The sequence below is a fragment of the Natronospira proteinivora genome, from assembly GCF_024170465.1.
GTDB classification, from domain to species: domain Bacteria; phylum Pseudomonadota; class Gammaproteobacteria; order Natronospirales; family Natronospiraceae; genus Natronospira; species Natronospira proteinivora.
The window spans coordinates 923,542-948,567 of record NZ_JALJYF010000002.1; the positions used below are offsets into that span (position 1 = coordinate 923,542).

Below are 25,026 nucleotides of genomic sequence, written 5' to 3' on the forward strand. Positions count from 1 at the left end.
CCGCCCATCAAATCCTTCCGGGCTTTTGCGCGATCCAGACATCGCCCTGGTGAAAAACCGTTGTTAGATTCCAGTGCCGGGCAATCCAGTCAAAGCTGCGGCGTTGAAAGAAACAGATATGAGTCGGGTCCTGGCGGTAATGCCAGCGAGCGAAACGGGCGTCCTCACTAAGATGGCCGGTCATGATGGCCAAGTGGCCGCCCGCTTTCAGCATCCCCAGCAGCCGCGCCAGTTCCATACCGGGCTGGGCACAATGCTCCATGGTTTCGGTGCAGGTGATGAAATCATATTCGGCATTGAGCACCGAGGTATCCGGATGGAAGAAGGGGTCATACAGGGCCACGGAATGCCCCGCTTCCTCCAGCATCCGAGCCAGGGCCGGTCCGGGCCCGCAGCCGAAGTCCAGCCCCCGGGCGGCTTGCGGCAAACGCTCCCTCAAGGGGGCACTGACCCGGGTCAGAAAACGCCGGTAGCCCGGTTCGTCGGGGTGGTTCTCGTGCATCTCATAGACGGCGCGTTCTGCCGCTGCATCCAGATGATGACGGGCATCGCGCCAGCTCAGGTGGCAGTCCGGGCAGCGCCAATAGTGCCGTTGGCGCAGGAAGTCCAGGCAGAACAAGCGGGTTTCAGCCTGCCCGCAAAGTGGACAGGCGGGGATCTCTGGAATGGACATGGACACGGTGATTCCGTTATATTGATCGGTCTTTCGGCGATTGGCCGAACAATAGGGATTTTACAGCAACCGGGCGGATTCCGGGCGCTGAGCCAGCCACCCACTCGCGGGTTTCGAGAGCGGGGACGGGCTGGCTCAAGTCGTTCGAGTTTTCCGTCCGGTGTTTGTTTTTGGGGTCTTGAACGCTGAGGCGGGCCGGCATTGGGCGGGCTTGTCGAAGGTTCTACAACGACAGAGAGGCCGGAGTCATGACGGTACTCGAGCAACTGCAGGAAATTCGTCAGGTTGGGGGCGCTGTGCGCACCCCGGGTTTGTCCGATGAAATGATCAAGCACTTCGCCGAGCAGGATGCCCTGCTGGGCCAGGCCGTGGAAGAGGCCGTGACGGCCTTCCGCGCCCTGCAATCCCAGTACGGGGACATTCTGGCTCGTGATGAAGAGGCGGTGATCGACGCGATCCAGCATCGCTATGTCAACTTCTACCCGGAAGATGCCATCAACCCTTACGTGACCCTGGCAGCCCGCGGTCCCTGGATTGTGACCGCCAAGGGCGCCGTTCTGCATGACAACGGGGGTTACGGCATGCTGGGCATGGGCCATGGGCCCGAGAAGATTCTGGAGGCCATGAATCAGCCCCATGTGATGGCCAACATCATGACCGCCAACTTCAGCCAGCTGCGCCTGGTGGAAGCCCTGGACCGGGAGATTGGTCATGCCCGGGCCGGCAACAACCCCTTTGATCGATTCCTGTGCATGAACTCCGGCTCCGAGGCCGTGACGGTGGCCGCCCGCATCGCCGATGTGAACGCCAAGATCGCCACTGACCAGGGCGGCCCCCATGCCGGCAAGCCCATCCGCCGCATGGCCCTGTCGGGCGGCTTCCATGGCCGTACCGACCGCCCGGCCCAGTTTTCCGATTCCAGCCTCGGTGCCTATGCCAAGCACTTGGCCAGCTTCCGCGACCGGCAAAATGATCTGGTCACCGTGGAAGTGAACAATGTGGAAGACCTCAAGGCCAAGTTCGCCCAGGCCGAGGCCGATGGTGTGTTCATTGAAGGCCTGTTTATCGAGCCGGTGATGGGTGAGGGCAACCCGGGCATGGCCATCACCCCCGAGTTCTATCAGGCCGCCCGTGAACTCACCCGCGAACACGGCACCCTGTTGCTGGTGGACAGCATCCAGGCCGGCCTGCGGGCTACCGGCTGTCTTTCCATCGTCGATTACCCCGGCTTTGAAAAGCTGGACGGCCCCGACATGGAAAGCTATTCCAAGGCGCTTAATGCCGGCCAGTATCCCCTGTCCGTGCTGGCCATGAATGATCGGGCCGCCAGCCTTTACCGCAAGGGCATCTACGGCAACACCATGACCGCCAATCCCCGGGCCATGGACGTAGGCACCGCCGTGCTGGAATCCATTACCGATGACATGCGCCAGAACATCCGCCGCCGTGGCGAAGAATGCCTGGAGAAGTTCAAGGCCTTGCAGAAAGAGATGGATGGCAAGATCACCAAGGTCCAGGGCACCGGTCTGCTCTTTTCCTGCGAGCTGCAGGCCAGCGAGTTCAAGTGCTACGGCGCCAACTCCACCGAAGAGTACATGCGGACCCGGGGCCTGGGTGTGATCCACGGGGGTGAGAACTCCCTGCGCTTCACCCCCCACTTCGCCATCACCTCCGAAGAAGTGGATCTGATGGTGGATGCCACCCATGACGCCCTGAAAAATGGCCCACGCAAGGAAATGCGTGAAACTGGTTGAGTTTTGAGTAGTCACAGTAATGACTTCCGTCGTGAACTTCACAACGGAAGCGTCCCGAAAAAGCCCCGACCAGCGGATGGTTGGGGCTTTTTCTTTGGGTCGCTGACCTGGGGCAAGGACGGTGTTTGGCGGTCCGTGGCGCGCCCTCGCTTGTGCTTCCCTCAAGCCGTAGCGCTGCTACGGCATTCGGTCCAGCACGGCGCGAGGACACACCACGGCCCACCAGCCATCCGCCCTTGCCCCAGGCCAGCGACCCCGGGCCGCTGCTATAGCAATGAGGTGTGGTATCCGAAGGGCTCTCGCTTGGGCTTCCTTCAAGACGTAGCGCTGCTACGCCTTTCAGTCCAGCCCGGCACGAGAGCACGCCACAGCCCACCAGCCACTCGCAGCTACCCCAGGCCAGCGACCCCAACTATTCCACGATGCCTGAGAAGAAGCTGTAGGAGTGGATTCATCCGCGACGAAAGCGGCGCTTAGCCGCTTTCGATAAGCGCGGCTTGGGCATTCGGTCTACTGCGCTGTTTCCGTGGGGGTGGGGGAACCTCTTTGGGGGGCTTGGGTCAGCACAAGGGTGTGCACTGGCCTTCTCGCCAGTTCTGCTAATGTGGCTTCCCTTGATTGATCAAGCCTTCCAAGTAAAAGGAGTGATTGCATGCGGTATCTGATGATCGTCCTGGCCCTGTTGAGCAGTCTGGGGATTCTAGCCCAGCCAGCTCAGAGCGATGACCTGGCCTTCAAGTCCGTGGTGGGCTACGAATTCGGCGAACGCATCGCCACCAGTTATGACGTCCGCCGCTACATGGAAACCCTGGAGCGGGAAACGGACCGGGTCACACTGGTCCATCAGGGCGAGTCCTATGAGGGCCGTCCACTGATCGCCGCCATTATCACTTCACCGGATAACCATGCCCGCCTGGATGAGATCCAGGAAACGGCCCAGCGCCTGGGCGATCCCCGGCTCGGCGACGCCGAGATTGATAACCAACCCGCTGTGCTCTGGCTGGGTGGCTCCATCCACGGTTTCGAGCTGTCCGGCACGGATGGTCTGACCAAGTTGATGGAGGAGCTGGCCACCAGCGATGCCGATGAGGTGCTGGACTGGCTGGACAATACCGTAGTCATCATCGACCCCACCCTGAACCCGGATGGCCGTGATGCCTTCGCCATGTTCAATCACCAGCGCATTGGTAGCGAACCCAATCCTTCCCAGAAGGACTGGTCCAATGATTTCGATGGCTGGGATGCCCTGGGTTTTCGCACCAGTCATTACTTCTTTGACATCAACCGGGATTGGTTCGCCCACACCCATCCCGAGACCCGCCAGCGCATGCCCCTGCTGCAGGAATGGCGGCCCCAGGTGGTGGTGGATGCCCATGAAATGGGTCATGACACCGAGTTCTATTTCGACCCGCCCACCGAGCCGCGTAATCCGGTCTTCCCGGATTTTGCCTGGGACTGGTTTGAACGCTTTGGGGCCGCCTACGCCGATGCCTTTGACGAGGCCGGCGTGGAGTACACCAAGCGCGATATCTTCAACTACTTCTATCCCGCCTACACCACGTCCTGGGGCAGTTATCAGGGGGCCGTGGGCATGCTCTACGAGCAGGGTTCCAGCCGGGGCCTGGCCATGGAGCGCTCCGACGGGGTGACCCGCACCCTCAAGGAAGCATTGGATCAGCAGTACCTGGCCGCCCGCGCGGCGGTGGATCTCTCGGCCCGGGAACGGATGGACCTGCTCAGCGATTACCGCCAGGGCCATGAAGAGGCCATCAGCGATGGGGAAAGCGGCACCCGCCGTTACATCCTCACCTCCAATGCCGATCCGCAGATCCTGGCCGAGACCGTGGCCATGCTGCAGCGTAACGGTATCGAGGTGCTGCGTCTGGACGAGGACACCCGTCTGCGCGGGCTGAGCGATCGGGAAGGCAACCGGGTCGGCACCGAGACCCTGCCGGCGGGCAGTTTCGTGATCGAGGCCGCCCAACCCCGCAATCGCTTCATCCGCGCCCTGCTGGAGCCGGAGACCCCGGTGCCGGAGGATTTCCTGCCCGAGGCGCGGGAACGGGTGGAGCGGGGCGAGAACCCCCGCTTCTATGACATCACGGCCTGGTCCATCCCCTTGATGTTTGATCTGGAGGTCTTTGCCAGCACCAGCGGTGCCAGCTTGCCGGTCTCCGAGGTGGATGGCCGCCCCGCCGTGGGCGGTGACTTGCCGGACGCCAACTACGCCTGGTTGCTGGATGGCCGCCAGACCGCGGCCGTGGCCGCGGCCCATCATCTACGCAATGCCGGTTACCGGGTCTCAGTGAGCCCGCGGGCTTTCCGCCATGATGGCCAGGCCTTCGCCACCGGCACCGTCATTGTCCGGGCCGGCAAGCAGCCAGAAGGGCTGCGGGACACCCTGGCCGAGCTGGTGTCGCGCTATGACCTACAGGCCCACGGCGTGGACGGCGGCCGGACCGCGGGGGGCGATTTGCCGGCCCTGGGTGGTGCGGCCACCTTCTCCCTGGCCAAGAGCAATATCGCCCTGCTGGCCGAGCACCCCATGCACGCCTATTCCTTCGGCTGGGCCTGGCATACCCTGGATCAGGCCTATGACCTGGACACCACCGTCATGCGTCTGGAATCGGTGGCCGGTACCCGTCTGGAATCCTTCAGCACCCTGGTCATCGCCGATACCTTCTCCGCCCCGGCCCTGGCCGAGCGGCTGGGTGAGGACGGTATGGAACGGATCAAGCGCTGGGTCCGGGACGGCGGCAATCTGGTGGTGATCGGTGATTCGGTGAACTTCGCCCGGGAGCATCTGGAGCTGATCGATCTCACCGACGCCTGGGAAGGCGAAGATGAGGATGAGGTGGTCCAACGCTTTACCGTGCCCGGTGCTTTCTTTGCCACCGAGATGGATGAGCGCCACTGGCTGGCCGGTGGCTTTGCCCAGGCACCGAAGGTGATGGTCAATTCCGGCCGGATCTTTCAGGCACCGGACAAGCCCGCCTCCCCCGCCCGCAATGCGGTGATTCGCTATGCCCAGGAGCTGGAAGGGCCGGTGGCCGGCCATGCCTGGGACGAGAGCGTGGAGCGTCTGCCGGGGGGTGTTTTTGCCTGGGAAGAGCAGGTTGGCAACGGCCGGGTGGTGGCCTTCCCCGAAGACATCAACTTCCGCGGCTACTGGCGCGCGGTGGACCGTCTCTTCCTCAACGCCGTGATTCTGGGCCCCAGCGCCTGATCCACGACAACACCTGAAAGCCAAAAAAGAGCCGCCCGTTTAACAGCGGGCGGCTTCTTTTGGGGCGAAAGCCTCGGCTCTATTCAGTGATTTCGAAAGGCTTGAGGGTGCTGCGAAGTGGGCTGGGTTCAAGGTCGTCGATCCCGTCTTCATCATCCGTTGCCGCCCAGGCCTGGATCTCGTATTCCCCAGCCGACAGGGCATTGCCCTGGTCATCGTCGAGACCGGACCAACTCATCTCGAAGCTCCGACGCTCACCTGCTTCGAAGGTCTCGGTGGTGACCGTGGGGGAAAAGCTTCTGTCATCGGACCAGAGCCGAACCACCTCGCCGGCGTCATTGAGCACCAGGAAGTCACTGACTCGGGTACTGCCAAATTCCAGGGTCGCTTCGCTGTCAGAGCGATTACGAATCAACAGCACAATGCTTACATTCTCGCCCGCACTTGCCGAGGTAATGGTTTGTCCATTCGCGTCACGGATTTCCATTTCGCTGACAAAATGCAGAGAACGGCTCGGCTCGTCGTCATCATCATCACAGCCCAGCAGAAACAGGGGCAGGCTAAGCAGGGCTGCCATCAATGCACGGTATTTCATGACACAATCCTCGCTGTTTCCAATAGTTAATGTCAGTCCGCCGTGGCGGGCCTGGGAATCGGCGATTCCCGGCGCAGCCGGCGAGTAATCGCTTCCGCCGGTTCGGGGCGACTGAACAGAAAGCCCTGACCATACTGGCAGGCGTGGCGCCGAAGAAACTCGGCCTGTGTCCGAGTTTCGATGCCTTCGGCCACCACCGTTAAACCCAGTTTCCGGGCCATCTCCAGAATGCTTCGAACGATTTCCTGCTCCGCGGAGGATTGATCCAGCCTGGATAGAAAACTACGGTCGATCTTGATGGTATCAATGGGCAGTTCCCGGATATAGCTCAAAGAAGAATAGCCCACACCAAAATCATCCACGCTGATCTTGAAGCCTCTTCGGGAAAGGGATTGCAAGCGCCAGCGGGCCTGGTCCAGATTCTCCACCAGGGTGTTTTCGGTTAATTCCAGGCAAATTTGATCCGGCCGAAGTCCATGGCTTTTAAGACAATGCATGAGCCCTTCTTCAAAAGCGTGGTCCCTCAGCTGCAGAGGAGAGAGGTTTAGTGAGAGCCCCACTTGATTCAGTATCCCCTGCCTTTGCCATGCGACCGCCTGGACACAGGCCTGTTCGATAACCGAACGGGTTAATGCATCAATCAGGCCGAAGCTCTCAGCCACGCCGATGAAGGTGGACGGTGGTACCGGACCTAGCCGTTCATCATGCCACCGCGCCAGCACCTCCAAATAGCAAATACGCTTGTTGGTCAGGGAGAGAATGGGTTGGAAATGAATCGACAGCTGGTCGTTCTCAATGGCATCGGCCAAACGGTTACGCATTTCCCAGCGTTCCATTAGGCCTGGGCCTTCACTCTGCCCAAATAGGGCGAAGCGGTTCCCCCCACTTTCCCGGGCTTCGAACACGGCTGCTTCCGCCTGACGGACCAGATTGTCGCTACCGTTGGCAATATGGGGATAAAGGCTGCCTCCCACTGATGCCGTGAGGCGTACATCATGGCCTTCCACCTGCAGCGGTTCTCCAACCTGCTCGGCAATCTCTCGGGCCACGCCGGCCAGTAGGCTTTCCGCTGCACTCTGACCACCGGGCAATGGCAGCAGCATGCTGAACTCGTCGCTTTCCGTGCGCCCCAGCACCCGGCCGCCGATTTCCAATGTCTGAAGGCGGGCCACCAGAGCATGCAGCATGTTGTCGCTGAGGGCCTGCCCGTGGAGGTGCCGCAGACGGCGAAAACCGTCAATATCCACCACCAGCAAGCCCAGACCCTGACCATGCCTGGGGCCCCGGGTGCTGGCTACCCGTTCGCTGACCAGTTGGAAGAAACGATTGCGTCCGGGAAGTCCCGTGGTGGCATCGAATTCGGCTCGGTGTCGTGCGATTCGCTGGTGGGTCTCCGCCAGCAAGGAGGCCCGGTCCCTCTGACGGCGAAGATTGGAAAATTCCCATTGAATCGCCAGACCCAGGGACAAGCCCCCGGCCAGCAGGCCCAGTTTGAGCACATCAAAGCTGCTCAGGCCGGGGTTCGGCAACCAGCCCAGACGAAACAGGCCATTGACCATCAGGGCCAGCATGAGAAAGATAAAGCCCATCAACAGCGGGCCGGCGTTCTGTCTCCCTTGGCTGACGCCGGCGCCGGTGAGGAGTAGACCGCCGAAGGCAAACAGCAAGGCGCCCGCTTCACTCAGCAGCAAGGCCCGGTCTGGCATCAGGCCGGCCATGACCAGCAGGCCGCTTGCCAGGATCCCCGTTCCCCACAACACCACATCAATCCAGGGGGCACTCTCTGCATGACGGAAGAAATGGGCCAGGAACAAGGTGCCGGCCGCGAAGGCCAGGGCCAGGCAGAAAAAGACGCCGTGCACCTGCCAGGCATGGGTGCCGATCCCCAGCCACTGAACATGCAGGTGTTCACCCAGGAACAAGGATGCGGTGAAAAAACCGATATAAGCCGAGAAATGGAGCAGACCCAGACTGCGGATATTGCCAAGTAGCAGCAGCCCGTAGATCACCAATGCCAGCAGGGTGCCGTAGACCAGGCCCTGAAGCAGGGTGTTCCGGGTTTGCTCCGCCACCAGCAGATCTGCCGGCCCGGTCTTGACGGGAAATGCCCCGAAAAAGGGCGATTCAGCGGTGACAAGCACGGGTCGGGTCGGGTCCAATGCTGTGGGGGCAATGAAAATGCTCTGGCGCTGACTCTGGGCTTCCGGCAATCCGTCGGGGGCGGGTCCCGCACAGCGGCTCTGCCAGCCCCCCGCCCGAGCCGGCCAGAATACACAGAGATCCCGGTAGCCGGTGACCGGCACACTCAGGCCCCAGCTCTGTCCAGCCGGCACTGACTGGGGATTGAGTAGTTGCCAGAAGCGTTGACCGTTGGTCTGGGAAGCGGCGGTGGGGGAGCCAAGGCAGTTTGCCGAAGCCAGCAAATGATCCGGATCCAATTGGTCGGCGGGCCCCCGGACCGTATGGACCTGATTTAGCTCCTGCATCTGCAGGCTTTCATCGCTCCACTCCATGGGGCCAAGCCCGGGGCAAGCCGCGACGGCGACAAAACTGAGCCATTGCAGTGTGTGGATGAGCATTCCGATTTCCCCGAGTGCGAGCTCGCCCATCATTGCAGGCCCCGCATCTTTCAACAAGTCGATAAGGGAACCCAGCAAGCAGTAAAACGCCCAGGCCTGTTAAAATATCCAGCATGGACGATGTAACCGCAATTATTGACCCCTTAAACGAGGCCCAGCGCGAAGCGGTAACCGCCCCTGCCGGGCCGGCCCTGGTTTTGGCCGGGGCCGGCAGTGGCAAAACCCGGGTGCTGGTTCATCGTATTGCCTGGCTGATGCAGGTGGAGGGGGTCTCTCCCTTCGGCATCATGGCCGTGACCTTCACCAACAAGGCCGCTGCCGAGATGCGGGGCCGCATTGAACAGCTGCTGGGTGCGCCCGCCGGCACCATGTGGGTGGGCACCTTTCACGGCCTGGCTCATCGCCTTCTGCGCCTGCATTGGCGGGAAGCGGGTTTGCGGGAAGGCTTTCAGATTCTGGATGCCGATGACCAGCACCGCATGATCAAGCGTCTGATGCGGGCCATGGAAATCGATGACGGGCGCTGGCCGCCCAAGCAGATTCAGTGGTTCATCAATGCCCGCAAGGACGAAGGCCTGCGAGCCCGGCATGTGCCGGACAACGATGATCCCATCAAGCGACAATTCGTTCGGGTTTATCATGCCTACGAGGAAGCCTGTGAGCGGGCCGGGGTGGTGGATTTTCCGGAATTGTTGCTGCGGGCCCATGAGTTGCTGCGGGACAATGCTGAGATTCTGCGTCACTACCAGCGCCGTTTCCGCCATGTGCTGGTGGACGAGTTCCAGGACACCAATGCCATCCAGTACGCCTGGATTCGTCTGCTCTGCGGGGGCGAGGGCCAGCCATTTACTGTTGGCGATGATGATCAGTCCATCTATGGCTGGCGCGGGGCCAAGGTGGAAAACCTGCAGACCTTCCGGGAGGATTTTGCCGAGGTGAAGGTGGTGCGCCTGGAGCAGAATTACCGTTCCACCGGCACCATCCTCCGGGCCGCCAATGCCCTGATTCAGCACAACCATGACCGGCTGGGCAAGAATCTCTGGACCGATGGCGAAGACGGTGAGCCGGTCACCCTTTATGCGGCCTACAATGAGCGGGACGAGGCCCAGTATGTGATCGAATCCCTGCGTCAGTACTTGAGAGACGGGGGTGCCCGCTCCGATGCCGCCATTCTTTACCGTTCCAATGCCCAGTCCCGGATCTTTGAAGAGCTGCTCATGGGGGAAGGCATTCCCTACCGGGTCTATGGCGGCCTGCGCTTCTTCGAGCGCCAGGAAATCAAGGACGCCCTGGCCTACCTTCGCCTGGTGGCCAACCGGGATGACGACCCCAGCATGGAACGGGTGGCCAATGTGCCCACCCGGGGTATTGGGCAGCGCACCATGGAACAGTTGCGTGCTCATGCCCGGGAGCAGGGCAGCAGTTTGTGGACCGGAGCCCGCCATCTGATTCAATCCGGCCATATCTCTGCCCGGGCCGGTGGTGCGCTGCAAAAATTCCTGGATCTGGTGGATCGCCTGGCCGCAGACACTGCCGGTCTGGATCTTCACGAGCAAGTGGACCATGTCATTCAGATGTCCGGCCTGTATGACCACTATGGCCGGGAGAAGGGGGAAAAAAAGGCCGATGCCCGTCTGGAAAACCTGGACGAACTGGTCTCCGCGGCCCGGGGCTATGAGCCCGACCCGCTGGAAGAAGAGCTGCCTCCGCTGGCCGCCTTCCTATCCCACGCTGCCCTGGAATCCGGGGAAGGACAGTCCGATGCCTGGGAAGACTGTGTTCAGCTGATGACCCTGCATTCGGCCAAGGGCCTGGAATTCCCCCTGGTTTTTCTCACCGGTATGGAAGATGGCCTCTTTCCCCATCAACGGTCCATCGAAGACCCTGAAGGTATTCAGGAAGAACGCCGCCTTTGTTATGTGGGCATGACCCGGGCCATGAAGCACCTGTATCTCAGTTATGCCGAAAGCCGCCGCCTGCATGGCAATCAGACCTATGGCGTGCCCTCCCGCTTCCTGGTGGAAATCCCCCAGGATTGTCTGCATGAGGTGCGGCCGCGGGTCCAGGTCAGCCATCCGGCTTCCGGCTTGGGCTTCAGTGATCCGGCCCCGGCCAATGACGGGATTACCCTGGGCGCTCGAGTGCGTCATCCGGCCTTTGGTGAAGGGGTGGTGCTGCATCGTGAAGGGGATGGCCCCCAGGCCCGGGTGCAGATCAATTTTGAAGGGGTCGGCAGCAAATGGCTGGTGTTGGGCTATGCAAACCTGGAAGCGGTTTGATGGGGCAGGATAGGTTTATGGCCAGGCCATGAACAGGTTTGGCGGCGGTCCCGGGCCATTGCAGAAATCCCCCCCTGGGCGTAATCTTCGCCTGCATGAAGATCCTGATTCTTGGGGCCGGCCAGGTCGGTTCCACCGTTGCACAACACCTGGCCCGGGAAGAGGCCAATGAGGTCACCGTGGTGGACCTGGACGCCGAGCGTCTGCAGGAGCTTCAGGATCGCCTGGATATTCGCACGGTTCGCGGCTTTGCCTCTTTTCCCGACGTGCTCAAGCGAGCCGGTGCCGACGATGCGGAAATGATCGTTGCCGTCACCGACAGCGATGAAACCAATATGGTGGCCTGCCAGGTGGCCTACACTCTGTATCACACCCCCACCAAGATCGCCCGCATCCGTTCCACCGAATACGTTCACGCCGAGGGCCTGTTTGTTCAGGAGGCCATGCCCGTGGATGTGGCCATCAGCCCCGAAAAGCTGGTGATGGATTACATTCGCCGCCTGATTCAGTATCCCGGTGCCTTGCAGGTCCTGGACTTTGCCGAGGGTCGGGTCCGCCTGGTGGCTGTGCGGGCCTATTACGGCGGCCCATTGGTGGGCAGTCAGTTAAGAACCATTCGCGAACACCTGCCTGACCTGGATACCCGGGTGGCGGCCATCTATCGCCGGGGTGAGGCCATCATTCCAGAAGGCGATACCGTAATTGAAGCGGATGATGAAGTCTTTTTCATCGCTGCCCGTGAAGATATCCGCCAGGTCATCTCCGAGCTACGCAAGCTGGACAAGCCGGCCCGCCGCATCATCATTGCCGGCGGTGGCAACATCGGTGAGCGCCTGGCCGCGGCCCTGGAAGAAACCCATAACGTCAAGATCATTGAACGGGACCGGGATCGGGCCCGCAAGCTGTCCGAACGTCTGGACAAGACCATCGTGCTGCATGGGGATGCCGCCGACGAGGAACTGCTTCGGGACGAAAACATCGAGGCCACGGATGTTTTCTGTGGTGTGACCAATGCGGAAGAGGCCAACATCCTATCTGCGATGCTGGCCAAGCATCTGGGCGCACGAAAGACCATGGCCCTGATCAATCGCCCTTCCTATGTGGACCTGGTTCAGAGTGGCGCCATTGATACGGCCATCTCTCCCCAGCAGGTAACCATCGGTTCCCTGCTGGCCCATATCCGTCGCGGTGATGTGGTGGCGGTTCACTCCCTGCGCCGGGGGGCAGCCGAGGCCATTGAGGCGGTGGCCCACGGTGATCGAAATACCTCCAGTGTGGTGGGCAAGGCCATTGGCGAAATCACCCTGCCGCCGGGGACCACCATTGGTGCCATTGTGCGAGAAAACGAAGTGATCATGGGCCACCATGACACCGTGATCGAACCTGAAGACCATGTCATTCTTTTCCTGGTGGACAGGAAATACGTCACTGATGTGGAACGTTTGTTCCAGGTGGATGTGACATTTATTTAGTGTCACTCGAGGGCCCGCCATGCATGTGAAGGTTATTCAGCGCATCCTCGGCCTCCTTCTCATGGCCTTCAGCCTGTCCATGCTGCCCCCCATTGGGGTTTCCTTCTGGTATGCCGATGGCAGCCACATGGCCTTTATCAGTGGTTTTGCCATTGTCGCTGGGCTGGGTTTTTTGATGTGGCTACCTGCCCGCAAGGAATACCGGGACATGCGTGCCCGGGATGGCTTTGTGGTGGTGGCCGGCTTCTGGACGGTGCTGGGCCTGGCCGGTGCCGTTCCCCTGATGCTGTCGGAAAATCCGAACATCAGTTTTACCGATGCGGCCTTCGAAGCGGTCTCGGGCCTGACCACCACCGGTTCCACCATACTGGTGGGGCTGGAAGAGCTTCCCAAATCGATTCTTTATTATCGCCAGCAACTGCAATGGTTGGGTGGCATGGGGATCATTGTGCTGGCCATTGCCGTGCTGCCCATGCTGGGCGTGGGCGGCATGCAGCTGTTTAGGGCCGAAATCACCGGTCCCATGAAGGAAACCCGCATTACCCCGCGGATTGCCGAAACGGCCAAGGGACTTTGGTATATCTATCTGGGTCTGACTGCGGCCTGCGCCTTCGCCTACTGGCTGGCGGGGATGACGCCATTCGATGCCATTGGTCATGCCTATTCAACCGTGGGGATCGGCGGCTTCTCCACCTATGACGGCAGCCTGGGGTATTTCGATAATCATGTTATCGAAATGGTGGCCGTGGCTTTCATGTTTATCGCCGGGGTGAACTTTGCTCTGCATTTTTTGGCGGTTCGCCGGCAAATGGTGGGGCATTATTTTCAGGATCCCGAATTCAAGACTTACCTGTTGGTTCAGGTGGTCATCATCGTGGGTGTGGTGAGCTATCTATTGCTGACCCGGGTGTATGAATCGGGTCTGGATGCCCTGGTCAAGGGCGCCTTCCAGGCGGTGTCCATTTCAACCACCACGGGCTTCACTTCGGCGGACTATGCGGGCTGGCCGGGTTTTCTGCCGGTCCTGTTGATCTTTTCCAGCTTCATTGGCGCCTGTGCGGCATCCACCAGTGGTGGCATGAAGGTGATTCGAATGCGTTTGCTGGCCAGCCAGGGGGCTCGGGAAATCAACCGCCTGGTTCATCCCAATGCCGAAATACCGGCCAAGCTGGGTAAGCGTATCGTGCCCCAACGGGTGCTGGATTCCGTCTGGGCCTTTTTCTCGGTGTATGTGGCCTTGTTCGTAGTGATGATGCTGATCCTGATGGCCTCAGGACATGATCAGGTCACAGCCTTCTCGGCCGTAGCCGCCGCCTTGAATAATCTGGGGCCGGGCCTGGGGGAAGTGTCGGCCAACTTCACGGTGCTGGATGATGTATCCAAGTGGGTATTGGTGGCAGCCATGCTGATGGGCCGGCTGGAAATCTTCACTGTACTGGTCTTGCTCACGCCGGCCTTCTGGCGACGTTAGGTTCTTATTGATCCTGATCCCATTGTTCATCTACTTCCGCGGACCAGTCGGTGTCCAGGATCTCCCTGGCCTCCCGCATGCGTTCTTCGGGGACCTTAAGCCGTACGAAATTGCTTCGCGGATTGAAAAAACCCACCAGGGGCCCAAGGCCTACCCCGGCCAGCAGAACCGGGATGCCTTCGGCTTCCAGCCGGGCCTTTGCCACTTCGGCTTCCAGACTGTTCTTGAATTTTTCAACCGTTTGGTAGCTCACGTTTTCACCCTTGTCTCGGCTATTGCCTTTAGAGATCCAGCATCAGATCTGCTTCCGTGTCGGACGGTTCGAATTGGCGGGTGCTGTAATAATCAAAGATGATCTTGACCACATCGTCCGCTTCATCCACCAAGTGAAACAGGGACATGTCTTCCGGTGAGATCATGCCTTTGTCCACCAGCTGTGCCTCCAACCAATCCACCAGACCAGACCAGAATGCCTTGTCCACCAAGACGATGGGGATACGGCGTGTCTTTCCGGTTTGTACCAGGGTCAGAATCTCTGCCAGTTCGTCGAGGGTGCCAAAGCCACCGGGAAGCACCACATAGGCCGAGGCGTATTTCACGAACATCACCTTGCGGGTAAAAAAGTGCCGGAAATGCAGCTCAATGTCCTGGAAGCCGTTGGCGTTTTGCTCCTGGGGTAAATCAATATTGAGACCGATGGAAGGCGCGCGGCCTTTCATGCCGCCTCGGTTGGCGGCCTCCATGATGCCGGGTCCGCCCCCGGTGACTACCGAGAAACCCGAGTCGGACAGTTTATGCGCCACTTCCTCGGCCAGCTTGAAATAGGGATGATCCGGCTTGGTTCGGGCCGAGCCGAAGATGCTCACCGAAGGCCGGATGCGTGACAGCTTTTCAAAGCCCTCCACGAACTCGGCCATGATCTGGAAGATCTTCCAGGACTCCCGGGTCAGGCTGCTGTCATTGCGTTGACGCGCCTTCTGGCGATCGGTGAGTTCCCTGAAATTATCGTCATTCATGCTGTGTCTCTTTTGGTTTGAGGCTGGATCAGAATAACAGTGGTTTGAACTTAATCGCCAGCACTGCGCCGGCGACGGGCGGGTGTGGTGACCAGGATGACGCCGACAATAATGACGAACACCCCAATGAACTGAATTCCCTGCAGGGTCTCATCCAATAGCCACCAACCCAAGACCGTGGCAATGGCAGGGACGATATAGGCAGTGGCTCCCAGGCGGGCCGGCGTGGTTCGATCGATCAGCCAGACATAGAAGGCATAGGCAATGCAGGAGCCGAAAATGGTGAGATAGGCCATGGCGCCAATGCCAGGTGCGGTCCATTGCCATTCGGACAGCTCCCCGGCCGCAAGGCCGATGACCGTCAGAATCAGTCCGCCGGTGAACATCTGCATGGCGGCAAACATCAGCGGCCCGGTTTTTACCTTGATATTGCGTCGATAGGTGGTGCCCAGGGCCCAGCCTACCGAGGAGGCCAGGATCACAATCTGGGCCCAGAGATATTGCAGGTCCAGACCGTTCTGGGGCGCCAGCATCATGGCCGCGCCGGCCAGGCCCACCACCAGGCCGATGCCAATGCGCGGGGTAATCCGGTGGCCGTTTGGGCCCAGGCTGCCAAACAGGGTAATCCACATGGCGCCGGTGGTGATCAGCAGGGCGGCCTGATTGGAGGGCACCCATTGTTCGGCCCAGGTAACCAAGCCATTGCCCGCTGCCACCAGCAACAGACCCATGATCGTGGCCGCCAGCCAATCCGCGCGGCCCCGGGGGCGCTGGCCGAAGGCCAGGGCCACCAGGCCCAGCAGCCCGGCGGCGATCAGAAAACGAAAGCCTGCCATCAGGGCCGGGGGCAGATCCTGCACCCCAATGCGGATGGCCATGAAGGTGGAGCCCCAGATCAGGCAGATCAGGGCAAAGGCAGTGAACAGACCAAGCTTGGCCAGCCAGGGGGGTTGGGACGACATGGGGCTGAATCCTTCGATTCGGTCAGCGTTCGCCGCGTTGGGCTTCCACTTCCTTGATGCCGGGGACCAGGCGGTAGGCCATGATCAGGCCCAGCTCGAACAGGGCGTAGACCGGCACGGCCAGCAATGTCTGGGAGATGATGTCCGGTGGGGTCAATACCATGCCGATGACAAAGGTACCCACCAGCACATAGGGTCGTTTTTTCTTGAGTGCGGCCGGCGTGGTGGCCCCGGCCCGGACCAGCAGCACGGTGGCCACGGGCACCTGAAAGGCAATGCCGAAGGCCACGAACAGGGCCAGCACGAAATTCAGGTAGTGCCGGATGTCGGTCATCACCGCCACCCCTTCCGGTGCCACGGCAACAAAAAAGCCAAAGATGATGGGCAGTACCACAAACCAGGCGAATGCCGAACCCAGGTAGAAAAGCAGGCTGCTGGAGACCAGCAGCGGAAACACCAAACGTTGTTCCCGTTTGTACAGACCCGGCGCCACGAAGGCCCAAATCTGATACAGGGTGTGGGGAATGCTCAGCATCACTCCGCCCACCAGGGCCAGCTTGAAGGGCGTGAGGAAGGGCGAGGCCACTTCGGTGGCGATCAGCGAACTCTCATCCGGTAAATGACGGGCCAGGGGTTCGGCCATGAGGGTGAACAGTTCCCGCGCGAAGGGCGCCAGGATCAACATCCCCACCAGAATACCCGCCGCGATACGCAACAAGCGACTGCGCAATTCCACCAGGTGGCTGATCAGGGGCGTTTCAGGCGCTGATTCAGTCACGCCCATCCTCATGCTTGTTGGGGGTGGTCTTCTCCGGACCCTCGCTTGGGTCCAGATCGCGGCCCAGGCTGTTGGTTTCGCGTTCCAGTTCGGATTGCAGACCATGGAGTGTGGCCTTGCCCCGGCCCACCCAGTAGCCCAGGGTCCGCATGATGGTGGGCAATCGCTCGGGGCCGGCCACCACCAGGGCAATCAAGGCGATCAGTACGATCTCCCAGACGCCCATTCCTAGCGTTCTTTCCGCTCTTCTTGCTTGTCGAACTCGGCGTCCGCCTTGTCATCCTTCTGACTCAGTTGTTCCGAGGTCTGTTCGTCTTCCTCATCCTGATTTTCCCCGTCTCGAACGGAGGAGCGAAAGCCGCGGATGGCGCTACCCAGGTCCGATCCCAGGCTACGCAGTCGTTTGCTGCCGAACAGCAGCAGGACCAGCGCCAAAACGATCAGGAGTTGAACGATACCGATGTTGCCAAAGCCCATGGTCATACTCCGCAAGATCAAGGTGTGGGACCCGGTCGGTCTTGATGGGCCGATTGTACCTCAATCCGGGCTTGCCTATGCGCTGCCGGGCTCCTGCCGGCGGCGTTTTTCTTCCAGGCCCGAGAGCCCGAAGCGATCGGCCAGCACGGCCAGGACCTGTTCCGAGGACAGGCCCCGGGTGGCCAGCAAGACCAGGGAGTGGAACCAGAGGTCGGCGATCTCCCCGACCAGGGCCTCATCGCTTTCCTGGAGGCCGGCGATCACCGATTCCACGGCTTCCTCGCCCAGCTTGCGGCTGATACGTGCCGGACCGTCCCGGAGCAGGCCGGCCACATAGCTGGCCTCCGGATCGGCCGAACGGCGCTCGGCAATGAGCCGGTCCAGGTCCTGGAGGATGGAGTGGGTGTCAGGATTGGCCATAGATGTCGTCTGGGTCTCTTAGCACCGGATCGGTGCTGACCCACTCCCCTTGCTCGTTGAGTCGTCGAAATAGGCATCGGGCACGGCCCGTGTGGCAGGCAATGCCCCCCAGCTGGCTGACCTGCAGAAGCAGGGTGTCGCCATCGCAATCCAGTCGGATCTCATGGACCCGCTGGACATGGCCGGATGTCTCGCCCTTGTGCCACAGTCGCTGGCGGGAGCGGGAGAAGTACACGGCTTCGCCGCGTAGAACCGTTTCCGCCACCGCTTCCCGGTCCATCCAGGCCATCATCAGAACCTGCCCGCTGTCGGCATCCTGAGCGATGGCGGCCACCAGGCCCTGTTCATTGAAACGGATCTGCTCCAGCCAGGTGCTCTGGCTCATGCCGCCTCCTCCGGTACCGGACGAACCGGCAAACCGGCCGCACGTAAGACGTCCTTGGCCTGCTGGATGCGATATTCGCCAAAGTGGAAGATGCTGGCGGCGAGCACCGCGTCGGCCCCGCCGGCTTGTAGGCCTTCCACCAGATGGTCCAGAGAGCCCACGCCACCGGAGGCGATGACAGGAATGCCCACCGCATCGCTTACCGCACGGGTCAGTTCGAGATCGAAACCGATGCGAGTGCCATCCCGGTCCATGCTGGTGAGCAGCAGCTCGCCCGCGCCTAGGCTGGCCATGCGTTTGGCCCATTCCACCGCGTCCAGGCCCGTGGGTTTGCGCCCACCATGGGTGAAGATTTCCCAGCGAGGCATCTGTCCTTCTGTCGAGACCCGTTTGGCGTCCACCGCCACCACGATGCATTGACTGCCAAAGCGCTCGGCGGCCTGGCGGACCAGCTCGGGGTTGTTCACCGCCGCGGTATTGATGGCCACCTTGTCGGCCCCGGCACGCAGCATGCGGCGTACATCCTCCGGTGTGCGAATGCCGCCGCCCACCGTCAGGGGCATGAAAACCTGCCCGGCCACCTGTTCCACCATTTCCACCATGGTTTCACGGCCTTCATGGCTGGCGGAGATGTCCAGGAAGGTGATCTCGTCCGCGCCTTCGGCGTCATAGCGGCGGGCGATCTCCACCGGGTTACCGGCGTCACGAATGTCTTTGAACTGAACACCCTTGACCACCCGGCCCTTGTCCACATCCAGGCAGGGGATGATGCGGCGGGCCAGCTTGTTGGCACCCTGCCTGCCGCCAAGCGCGCTCATACGATGTCATCGTCCGGTCGGGGATCGCCGTGGAAATGCTTGATGGCCTCGGTCAACTCCAGACCGCCTTCATAAATGGCCCGGCCCACAATGGCGCCCTGGATGCCGTCATCCTGATGCTTGGCCAGGGCCTTGAGATCATCCAGCTTGCTGACCCCGCCGGAGGCAATAACCGGAATGTTGATACTGCGGGCCAGTTCCGCGGTGGAATCCACGGCCGGTCCGCCCATCATTCCGTCCTTGCTGATATCGGTAAAGATGATGGCGCAAACACCATCGCCTTCGTATTTCTGGGCCAAATCCAGCACATCATGTTCGGACAGCTTGGACCAGGCGTCGATGGCCACCTTGCCGTCCCGGGCATCCAGGCCTACGATGATCCGCCCCGGATACTCCACGCACAAGTCTTCCACGAAATGCGGGGTATTGACTGCCCGGGTGCCGATCACCACCCATTCAACCCCAGTGCTCAGATAGGCTTCGGCACTGTCCTCATCCCGGATGCCGCCGCCAACCTGAACGGGGATATCACCGCAGGCCTCGACAATCTCGGCAATCACCCCCTGGTTCACCGGTTTGCCTGCCTTGGCTCCGTCCAGGTCCACCACATGCACCCGTTCCGCGCCGGCATCCACCCAGCGGCGGGCGACCGCCGCCGGGTCGTCCGAGAAGACCGTTGCATCATCCAGCTTGCCTTGCCGGAGCCGCACGCAACGGCCGTCCTGGATATCGATTGCGGGGATTACAAGCATGGTTTCTCCTCCATTCAGGCTGCCGGAGAGTGCTTGGACTCTCCATTCCAGGCCACGAAATTCGCCAGCAGGCGAAGCCCACTGGTTTGACTCTTCTCCGGGTGGAACTGAACCGCCACCAGGTTCTCATGGGCCACAGCGGCACAAAAACGCTGCCCGTAGTCACAGTAGGCGGCACCGTGGGCGGTCTCGTCCGGCTGGCAATAGAAGCTGTGCACGAAATAGAACCAGGGGGTTTGAATGCCGGACCAGAGGGGGTGGGTGCCGCTCGCTTGGATTTCATTCCAGCCCATATGGGGGATCTTGAGCCGCGCCGCCTCGTCAAAGGTAAAGCGGCGGACGCGGCCTGGAATCAAGCCCAGCCCGGCTACACCGCCCCCTTCCTCGCTTTCATCGAACAAGGCCTGCATGCCCAGGCAGACACCCAGCATGGGCTTGTTCCGGGCCGCCTCCTGAATGGCCGGGATCAGATCCCGCTCCTGCAGTGCCTGCATGCAGGCCGCCATGGCACCCACACCCGGGAAGACCACCCGGTCGGCTGCGCGGACGGTCTCGGCCTCGTCGGTAATACGAATGTGACTATTCGGTGCAACCTTCTCCAGGGCCTTGGCCATGGAGTGGAGGTTCCCCATTCCGTAATCAATCAGGGCAATCTGATGCATAGCGCTTAGCCGGCCTCAGAGGCTCCCCTTAGTGGATGGCGTGGCATCCCCAAGGCGGGGGTCATGCTCGACGGCCATGCGCAGGGCACGGCCGAAGGCCTTGAAGATGGTTTCCGCGATATGGTGGGCGTTCCGCCCCTGGAGATTGTCCACATGCAGGGTCATTCGGGCGTGATTGACCACCCCCTGGAAAAACTCCCGGATCAGGTCCACATCGAAATCACCGATACGTGCCCGGGGGTAATCCACCCGGTATTCCAGACCGGGGCGGCCGGAGAGATCGATCACCACCCGGGAAAGGGCTTCGTCCAAGGGCACATAGGCATGCCCATAGCGGACAATGCCACGGCCATCGCCCCAGGCCTGGGCCAGGGCCTGGCCCAGAGTAATACCCACATCCTCTACGGTGTGGTGGGCGTCGATCTCAAGATCACCGTCCGCTTCCACCGTCAGATCCACCATGCCGTGGCGGGCGATCTGATCCAGCATGTGCTCGAGAAAGGGGACGCCGGTCTGGAAATGCCGCTCACCGCTGCCGTCCAGATTCAACTCCACACGGACATCGGTTTCACGGGTCTTGCGATGAATGGTTGCCTTGCGGGCGGTCATGACGTTTCTTCTTGCTGGTGTCTGGAACCGCCAGCATACCCCAAGTCAACCTTCTGTTCAGCCTTTTCAGCGGGCTGATCGGGGCGGGTTTCGTGGTCAGTCGTCCCTGGATGGTCCCCGTGTGGGGGGGCGGGTGCCCCTTGTATGGGGGGGGGAATTCGTACATCGATCTCAATTATCCTGCGCTTTAGGGAACTGAGATATGCCAGGATCCTAAACTGAAACGGGAGAGTAAAGGGATGGTTGAGATTGATTGGAAGAACACGAGTTTGAGCAACGCCTCGAAGGTGAATCGTACAACGGTTGGTAGCGCCGTGCTGCTTGCGACTACCCTGACATTGGTAGGTTGTCTGGCTGACGATATGGATACGGATGAGGGACCGGACTTCGGTGGAAATGGGGGTCCGCCGTCCGCCGACACGTATTCCGTCTCTGGTCAGGCAGTGGGCATCGGTGATACGCCGGTGCAACTGTCCCTGTCAGGCGGTGAGAATCTAACCGTTGATGCCGATGGCGGCTTTGAGTTCCAGACCGAGCTGGAAGACGGTGACAGCTATTCGGTCAGTATTAGTGATGTTCCGGGAGACCGGCAATGTGGTCTGGCCAACAGTGATGGCAGCGTTGATGGCCAGGATGTCGATGATGTGCAATTGGATTGCACTATGATTTCCGCCACCGCGGATATCATGCAGGTCCATTTGGCATGGACAGGGCCATCGACTGTTGACCTGGTCTACTCCACCGACCCCGACTGTGACTGGGGCAACTACGCCAGTTGTGACGATGGGGGCCGAATCAGTGGTGCCTCTGGACATGAATCGACTCTGGTGGCCGTGGAAGAGGGTATGGTGGTTGATGCCCCCCTGTATTTTGTCGTCGAAAGTGAGGCGGTTCGTTCCGAAGTAGCCGGTGCCCGGGCTGCCGCCCCAAGCTTCTGGGGTTTTGGGGGTGCCAGAGAATTTGCCGAAGCCGATGGCCGTCTCTATATGGTAGGTGACATAGTAGGTGTTGGTATGGCAACCCCCGGTGGCCTGACCGTGGACCGGGACACTGCAGCGCCTCGCGGAAGCATGCCCCGCTTTACCGCTGAGGAATTTGGCGCACCGGATCAGGGTGTTGTTGCCACCGCCGAGCCGGATGGGGCCGGTGGTTGGTATCTTGGTGGCCTTTTCAGTGAAGTCGACGGGGTGGAAAGGCCATCCGTGGCCCATGTGAATGCCGACGGTTCACTGAATGAGAGTTTTGATCCCGAAATTTTGGGTGGCGAGATACTGGGTTTGAGTCTTGTAGACGGACGTCTTTATGTGGCTGGTGAGTTTGAGGATCAATCTTCAACGGTCAGAGCGCTTGCCGCGATGGATCCGGAAACAGGTGAGCTGGTAGGTGATTTCTCACCCATGCTTGATGGTGCAGTCCTTGCCATGTTGGAGCATGACGGACATCTCTATATCGGCGGTGAGTTCAACGAAATCGAAGGCATAAGCGGTTTTGGAAACCTTGCTGTCTTCGATCTATCTTCAGACGAGGTGGTGTCGGATTGGCAACCGCAAGCCAGCGATTCGGTGTGGACCTTGGCAGCACAGGGGGATTCCGTCTTTGCTGGTGGCGAATTCGATGAGATCGATGGTCAATCCGTTGGACATGTGGCTGCGATCGATACTGTTAGCGGTAACCTGAATCCGTCTTGGGACGCTGGGCTGGATGGGCCAGTTCTTGCCCTGGAAATTCACGATGACACTCTCTATGTGGGTGGTCAATTTACTGAGACCAGTCAGGCCATTGAGCGGACTAGTCTGGCCGCCTTCGATGTGGCTGACGGAGGCCTTTCTGATTGGGCGCCTGAAGCCCTGGATGATCCGGGAGATCCTGCCCTCATCCGAGGCCTGAGCTATCAAGATGGTCGAATATATGTGGCAGGCAACATGGTGGTCGTTGATGACGATCTCGCCATGCACGCAGCCGCCCTGGACCCGGTGGATGGTTCACCCGATGTTGATTGGCGGCCGTGGCTGACTGAGTACGGCAGCTTTGGCGAGGTGGACCTCTGGGAGATCACACCGGGCCATAATGGTGAAGTGTTCATCGGCGGCCTCGTGGACGGTTATCTGGACGGAAGTGATCATCTCCATGTTGGCGTTGCTGCTTTTGATGCTGAGACGGGTGTTGTTGATCGTGACTGGACAGGCTATGTGTTTCCGGCAGGCGTTGATGCTGTTGAGACTGCCAATAGCCGCCTTTATATCGGCGGTGACTTCGGTGTTGCAGGCAGCGGGCCTTTTGACTTGGCAACCGTGTTGTCAGCTACTCCGCCCGGTGAGCCTCGAGATAACCTAGCTGCCTATGATCTTTCTGATGGAGGCTTGGACGGTTGGGCACCTGATGGTGCAAGTAATGTGAATGCAATAGTTGCAGATGATTCCTATCTTTATGTTGGTATGAATGACTTCTCGGCGGACCACCTGTCAGCCTTTGATCTTGAAACCGGCCAGGAGCATGCCGGCCTGGATGGCGCTGGTTTCAACGGTCAGGTTCGGGATTTGCTATTGCATAATGGCTATCTGTATATCGGTGGAGCCTTTAGCGAAGATGCATCTGGCGAAGATCGCGATCATCTTGCGGCCCTCAATCCATCGACAGGTAACCTCAATAACTGGGACCCCAGTGTGGATTCGCCGGTCAATGTCCTAATTGAGCATAACGGTGATATCTATATTGGTGGTGACTTCACGGAAGCTAATGGAGATGACCGGGATTTCCTGGCAGCGTTCAGCGCGGAGGATACCCCGGATCCAACGTTGCGTAGTTGGGCGCCAAGTGCCAGTGACAGTGTGTACGCCTTGAGTGTGGATGGCGACCGTATTTTTGTCGGTGGTGACTTCACGGAGATCGATGGCAACGAGCAATCAGGTCTCGCAGCCGTAAATGCTTCCAATGGAAACCTGGATTTAGGTTGGCGGCCCACGGTGAACGGCCCTGTTTTCGGCCTTCATGTTGAGGCTGGAGCTGTTCGAGCGGGCGGTGAATTTACTCTGGTCAATGAGCAGTTACGGTCAGGTATTGCTTTGCTGGATGCGATCAGTGGTGACCTTGTGCTTGGCTCAGGCTCGTCATACGAGAGTTATCAGGAGCCTCAGTCCATGAAGCGGGCCTCGCTCTTGTCCTCTGATCGTCGGATTCTTTCATCTCCTCAGGATGAACGGGAGTTGGGCGATGATGTTGACGTTAAGCAAGGATCGCTTCTGGAAAAGCTTATGGGGACTGAACGTAACCATTAAGAGATTCAGGGCTCGCTACTTTCAAGTGGCGGGCCCTGATGATCGAGCACAAAATCATGCAATATCGCAAAGCATTCTTAGGGAGAATGAAATGAAAGCTAAACAGAACCTTCTGGTGGTGACTGCAGTTTCCTTGCTGATGGGGGCCGGCTCCGCCAGCGCAATAGACATGGAAGTCGGAATCCATTTTGCCGACTATGACGACTTTGATTCCGGCTTTGGCGCTCACGGGCAGTTGGATGTGATCGAATCCGTGCGCCTGTCCGGTTCCTACACCGCCGTGGACAATCTGGATGCCCTGGTGGGCCGGGCCGGTTGGGTCCTGGGCATGGAAGAAATGGGCCTGGAGATTGAGCTGGGGGCTGGTTACCAGTTCTGGGATTTTGAAGGCCCGTTCGAAGACGATGTGTACGGCCTTCATGGTATTGCCAGCTATCAGGTCATGGACGAGTTTTCCGTCCAGGGCAAGCTGGAGTTCCTGAGCTTTGACAACATGGATGACGAAACCCTGGTGATCGGGCTGGGGGCGGCTTACGACATCACGCCCGAGATCTCCGTGGGTATGGATGTGGAAATCTACGAAGCCGATTTCCTCGACCAGACCTTCATCCGTCTGGGTGGCAGTTTCCGATTCTGATGAATATTGACGGGCGGGCCCTTGGGTCCGCCCGTTTCCCTCCCTGTGAAAGATTTTTTGCTATTTGATCCCCAAATAATGACTGTGTATATTCCCCCTTCAAGGGGGAATTGGGGATGGGGCACCGCACCACGGCTGGATACCGCCACGCTTTCAACAGCTTGACCTTCCTTCCCCCATTTTCTG

The 25,026-nt window shown here is 60.0% G+C and carries 21 protein-coding genes and 1 pseudogene; 7 read left to right on the forward strand and 15 right to left on the reverse strand.

Annotated features, from left to right (window positions below):
• Positions 1-7: 7 nt before the first annotated feature.
• Positions 8-673, reverse strand: coding sequence for a class I SAM-dependent methyltransferase (locus J2T60_RS11215; protein WP_253450061.1), 666 nt, complete (start codon positions 671-673; stop codon positions 8-10).
• A gap of 248 nt (positions 674-921) precedes the next feature.
• Here J2T60_RS11215 and J2T60_RS11220 point away from each other — a divergent pair, with 248 nt between their 5' ends.
• Both J2T60_RS11220 and J2T60_RS11225 read left to right on the forward strand, forming a co-directional pair.
• On the forward strand, positions 922-2,427 hold the full coding sequence (locus tag J2T60_RS11220; RefSeq protein WP_253450064.1) for an aminotransferase class III-fold pyridoxal phosphate-dependent enzyme: 1,506 nt from the start codon (positions 922-924) through the stop codon (positions 2,425-2,427).
• Positions 2,428-3,079: 652 nt separating this feature from the next.
• Complete coding sequence (locus J2T60_RS11225) at positions 3,080-5,653, forward strand: M14 family zinc carboxypeptidase (RefSeq protein ID WP_253450067.1); 2,574 nt, start codon at positions 3,080-3,082, stop codon at positions 5,651-5,653.
• Between the two features lie 79 nt (positions 5,654-5,732).
• Here J2T60_RS11225 and J2T60_RS11230 read toward each other — a convergent pair whose 3' ends face one another.
• Together J2T60_RS11230 and J2T60_RS11235 are read right to left on the reverse strand one after the other, a co-directional pair.
• Positions 5,733-6,248 carry a BsuPI-related putative proteinase inhibitor gene (locus J2T60_RS11230; RefSeq protein WP_253450069.1) on the reverse strand — a complete coding sequence of 172 codons (516 nt, stop codon included), beginning with the start codon at positions 6,246-6,248 and terminating at the stop codon, positions 5,733-5,735.
• A gap of 32 nt (positions 6,249-6,280) precedes the next feature.
• Positions 6,281-8,827 (reverse strand): putative bifunctional diguanylate cyclase/phosphodiesterase, encoded by a 2,547-nt coding sequence (locus J2T60_RS11235; protein ID WP_253450072.1) that lies wholly within the window; start codon positions 8,825-8,827, stop codon positions 6,281-6,283.
• Positions 8,828-8,940: 113 nt separating this feature from the next.
• Here J2T60_RS11235 and uvrD point away from each other — a divergent pair, with 113 nt between their 5' ends.
• From uvrD to J2T60_RS11250, 3 genes are all read left to right on the forward strand, one after another.
• On the forward strand, positions 8,941-11,106 hold the full coding sequence (uvrD, locus tag J2T60_RS11240; protein ID WP_253450075.1) for a DNA helicase II: 2,166 nt from the start codon (positions 8,941-8,943) through the stop codon (positions 11,104-11,106).
• A 95-nt stretch (positions 11,107-11,201) separates the two neighbouring features.
• Entirely contained in the window at positions 11,202-12,578 is a 1,377-nt protein-coding gene (gene trkA, locus J2T60_RS11245) for a Trk system potassium transporter TrkA (protein WP_253450078.1), read from the forward strand.
• Between the two features lie 19 nt (positions 12,579-12,597).
• Entirely contained in the window at positions 12,598-14,049 is a 1,452-nt protein-coding gene (locus J2T60_RS11250; RefSeq protein ID WP_253450081.1) for a TrkH family potassium uptake protein, read from the forward strand.
• Between the two features lie 4 nt (positions 14,050-14,053).
• Here J2T60_RS11250 and J2T60_RS11255 read toward each other — a convergent pair whose 3' ends face one another.
• The 12 genes and pseudogenes from J2T60_RS11255 to hisB form a co-directional block, all read right to left on the reverse strand.
• Positions 14,054-14,302, reverse strand: coding sequence for a putative signal transducing protein (locus J2T60_RS11255; RefSeq protein ID WP_253450084.1), 249 nt, complete (start codon positions 14,300-14,302; stop codon positions 14,054-14,056).
• Between the two features lie 28 nt (positions 14,303-14,330).
• Positions 14,331-15,065 (reverse strand): LOG family protein, encoded by a 735-nt coding sequence (locus J2T60_RS11260; protein WP_253450087.1) that lies wholly within the window; start codon positions 15,063-15,065, stop codon positions 14,331-14,333.
• A gap of 50 nt (positions 15,066-15,115) precedes the next feature.
• A complete protein-coding gene (locus J2T60_RS11265) occupies positions 15,116-16,027 on the reverse strand; it encodes an EamA family transporter (RefSeq protein WP_253450090.1) in 912 nt (303 codons plus the stop codon).
• Positions 16,028-16,103: 76 nt separating this feature from the next.
• A pseudogene (gene tatC, locus J2T60_RS11270) lies at positions 16,104-16,817 on the reverse strand (twin-arginine translocase subunit TatC); the annotation flags it as partial.
• Positions 16,798-17,031, reverse strand: a complete 234-nt coding sequence (locus J2T60_RS11275) for a Sec-independent protein translocase subunit TatA/TatB (RefSeq protein ID WP_253450094.1) — start codon at positions 17,029-17,031, stop codon at positions 16,798-16,800. The pseudogene tatC and the gene J2T60_RS11275, both read right to left, overlap by 20 nt.
• 2 nt (positions 17,032-17,033) lie before the next feature.
• The gene (tatA, locus tag J2T60_RS11280) at positions 17,034-17,282 is read right to left on the reverse strand and encodes a twin-arginine translocase TatA/TatE family subunit (protein ID WP_253450098.1); all 249 of its coding nucleotides are present in this window, start codon (positions 17,280-17,282) and stop codon (positions 17,034-17,036) included.
• 75 nt (positions 17,283-17,357) lie between these two features.
• Positions 17,358-17,702: a phosphoribosyl-ATP diphosphatase gene (locus tag J2T60_RS11285; protein WP_253450101.1), complete on the reverse strand. Its 345-nt coding sequence runs from the start codon at positions 17,700-17,702 to the stop codon at positions 17,358-17,360.
• Entirely contained in the window at positions 17,689-18,087 is a 399-nt protein-coding gene (gene hisI / locus J2T60_RS11290; protein ID WP_253450104.1) for a phosphoribosyl-AMP cyclohydrolase, read from the reverse strand. Before hisI ends, J2T60_RS11285 begins: the two co-directional genes overlap by 14 nt.
• The gene (gene hisF / locus J2T60_RS11295; protein ID WP_253450107.1) at positions 18,084-18,905 is read right to left on the reverse strand and encodes an imidazole glycerol phosphate synthase subunit HisF; all 822 of its coding nucleotides are present in this window, start codon (positions 18,903-18,905) and stop codon (positions 18,084-18,086) included. Before hisF ends, hisI begins: the two co-directional genes overlap by 4 nt.
• Positions 18,902-19,657 carry a 1-(5-phosphoribosyl)-5-[(5-phosphoribosylamino)methylideneamino]imidazole-4-carboxamide isomerase gene (hisA, locus tag J2T60_RS11300; RefSeq protein ID WP_253450110.1) on the reverse strand — a complete coding sequence of 252 codons (756 nt, stop codon included), beginning with the start codon at positions 19,655-19,657 and terminating at the stop codon, positions 18,902-18,904. The genes hisF and hisA overlap by 4 nt, the downstream gene beginning before the upstream one ends.
• A gap of 14 nt (positions 19,658-19,671) precedes the next feature.
• A complete protein-coding gene (hisH, locus tag J2T60_RS11305; protein WP_253450113.1) occupies positions 19,672-20,319 on the reverse strand; it encodes an imidazole glycerol phosphate synthase subunit HisH in 648 nt (215 codons plus the stop codon).
• Positions 20,320-20,334: 15 nt separating this feature from the next.
• Positions 20,335-20,928, reverse strand: coding sequence for an imidazoleglycerol-phosphate dehydratase HisB (hisB, locus tag J2T60_RS11310; RefSeq protein ID WP_253450116.1), 594 nt, complete (start codon positions 20,926-20,928; stop codon positions 20,335-20,337).
• A 314-nt stretch (positions 20,929-21,242) separates the two neighbouring features.
• On the opposite strand from hisB, the gene J2T60_RS11315 reads away from it, so the two are divergent.
• Positions 21,243-24,203: a Kelch repeat-containing protein gene (locus J2T60_RS11315; protein WP_253450119.1), complete on the forward strand. Its 2,961-nt coding sequence runs from the start codon at positions 21,243-21,245 to the stop codon at positions 24,201-24,203.
• Positions 24,204-24,294: 91 nt separating this feature from the next.
• Positions 24,295-24,840: an outer membrane beta-barrel protein gene (locus J2T60_RS11320; RefSeq protein ID WP_253450123.1), complete on the forward strand. Its 546-nt coding sequence runs from the start codon at positions 24,295-24,297 to the stop codon at positions 24,838-24,840.
• Positions 24,841-25,026: the final 186 nt, after the last annotated feature.